This window comes from Bacillus sp. KNSH39, from assembly GCF_052656585.1.
Map to the genome: position 1 here is coordinate 4160001 of NZ_JBQXYO010000001.1, position 2500 is coordinate 4162500.

Annotated in this window: 1 protein-coding gene and 2 rRNA genes (2 of these 3 only partly in view); all 3 read left to right on the forward strand. The window is 44.9% G+C overall.

Going from position 1 to position 2500, the window contains the following annotated elements:
- A 23S ribosomal RNA gene (locus ACUL40_RS21350) occupies nucleotides 1-1485 on the forward strand; it begins 1437 nt to the left of the window's first position.
- Between the two features lie 49 nt (nucleotides 1486-1534).
- Nucleotides 1535-1650, forward strand: a 5S ribosomal RNA gene (gene rrf, locus ACUL40_RS21355).
- Nucleotides 1651-1861: 211 nt separating this feature from the next.
- Nucleotides 1862-2500, forward strand: the 5' portion of a protein-coding gene (locus ACUL40_RS21360) for a DMT family transporter (protein ID WP_000658271.1). It continues 282 nt past the right edge of the window; the window shows 639 of its 921 coding nt (coding positions 1-639); its start codon is at nucleotides 1862-1864; the stop codon falls past the right edge of the window.

Sequence of the window (2500 nt, forward strand, 5' to 3'; positions counted from 1 at the left end):
ATTCCTGTACCACCTCTTTATCGTTTGAGCAATGGAGGGACGCAGAAGGATAGAAGAAGCGTGCGATTGGTTGTGCACGTCCAAGCAGTTAGGCTGATAAGTAGGCAAATCCGCTTATCGTAAAGGCTGAGCTGTGATGGGGAAGCTCCTTATGGAGCGAAGTCTTTGATTCCCCGCTGCCAAGAAAAGCTTCTAGCGAGATAAAAGGTGCCTGTACCGCAAACCGACACAGGTAGGCGAGGAGAGAATCCTAAGGTGTGCGAGAGAACTCTGGTTAAGGAACTCGGCAAAATGACCCCGTAACTTCGGGAGAAGGGGTGCTTTCTTAACGGAAAGCCGCAGTGAATAGGCCCAAGCGACTGTTTAGCAAAAACACAGCTCTCTGCGAAGCCGTAAGGCGAAGTATAGGGGGTGACACCTGCCCGGTGCTGGAAGGTTAAGGAGAGGGGTTAGCGTAAGCGAAGCTCTGAACTGAAGCCCCAGTAAACGGCGGCCGTAACTATAACGGTCCTAAGGTAGCGAAATTCCTTGTCGGGTAAGTTCCGACCCGCACGAAAGGTGTAACGATTTGGGCACTGTCTCAACCAGAGACTCGGTGAAATTATAGTACCTGTGAAGATGCAGGTTACCCGCGACAGGACGGAAAGACCCCGTGGAGCTTTACTGTAGCCTGATATTGAATTTTGGTACAGTTTGTACAGGATAGGCGGGAGCCATTGAAACCGGAGCGCTAGCTTCGGTGGAGGCGCTGGTGGGATACCGCCCTGACTGTATTGAAATTCTAACCTACGGGTCTTATCGACCCGGGAGACAGTGTCAGGTGGGCAGTTTGACTGGGGCGGTCGCCTCCTAAAGTGTAACGGAGGCGCCCAAAGGTTCCCTCAGAATGGTTGGAAATCATTCGTAGAGTGCAAAGGCATAAGGGAGCTTGACTGCGAGACCTACAAGTCGAGCAGGGACGAAAGTCGGGCTTAGTGATCCGGTGGTTCCGCATGGAAGGGCCATCGCTCAACGGATAAAAGCTACCCCGGGGATAACAGGCTTATCTCCCCCAAGAGTCCACATCGACGGGGAGGTTTGGCACCTCGATGTCGGCTCATCGCATCCTGGGGCTGTAGTCGGTCCCAAGGGTTGGGCTGTTCGCCCATTAAAGCGGTACGCGAGCTGGGTTCAGAACGTCGTGAGACAGTTCGGTCCCTATCCGTCGTGGGCGTAGGAAATTTGAGAGGAGCTGTCCTTAGTACGAGAGGACCGGGATGGACGCACCGCTGGTGTACCAGTTGTTCTGCCAAGGGCATAGCTGGGTAGCTATGTGCGGAAGGGATAAGTGCTGAAAGCATCTAAGCATGAAGCCCCCCTCAAGATGAGATTTCCCATAGCGTAAGCTAGTAAGATCCCTGAAAGATGATCAGGTTGATAGGTTCGAGGTGGAAGCATGGTGACATGTGGAGCTGACGAATACTAATAGATCGAGGACTTAACCATATAATATGTAGCAAATGTTATCTAGTTTTGAAGGAATATGCCTTCATAGTTTGGTGATGATGGCAGAGAGGTCACACCCGTTCCCATACCGAACACGGAAGTTAAGCTCTCTAGCGCCGATGGTAGTTGGGACCTTGTCCCTGTGAGAGTAGGACGTCGCCAAGCAAGAACCTAAGTCATTTTGACTTAGGTTTTTTTGTGTTTATTTTTATTATTTTTAATTTAAAGGTAAGAATTACCTTTTCAAGAATATAGTCCAGATGTAAAAAGAATGTTTGTGATCTTACATAACCTTTTGTGCTTTTAAAGGATTTTACATTAGAAAAAATCTATAATTAAGGTAGTTAACATATATTTTTGATGGGTGTGGGGAATTATGAAAGAAATATGCATGTTATTAGTGGCTGTTATATTATGGGGCACAGCCATTGCGCCAACAAAATGGGCGTTAGAATCTATTCAGCCGTTTACTTTGTTATTTATTCGTCTTTTCTTTGCAGGTGGAATTTGTATGATATTCTCATTTAAGGAACTACAAAAATCAGTTGTACATAAAAAAGTTCCATGGAAAAGAATGAGTTTGTTAGCTTTTACCGGTGTAGCTGGTTATTTTATGTTTACATCCTACGGCATTTCTTTAACCAGTGGATTACATGTGAGTATTATAGATGCTGCGTTACCATTGGTTACAATTCTTTTTTCAGCACTCTTTTTAAAAGAGGAAATTCGATTGAATTATTGGATAGGAATTATATTGGGTGCTATAGGAGTACTCTTTATTACGATTCCATCTAAAAGTGCTAATCAAGAAGTGTCCTTAATAGGAGATATACTAATATTATTAAGTACTTTTCTATTTGCTTTCTACACAGTTTTGCTAAAACGACCAAAACAAGAACAGTATTTATCAAACGAGGTTTTTACAACATTAACTTTAATTATTGGAGCTGTTATTCTCTTACCGTTTGCACTGGTAGAAATTTTTTATTACGGTCTCCCAAAAGTTGAAACTTGG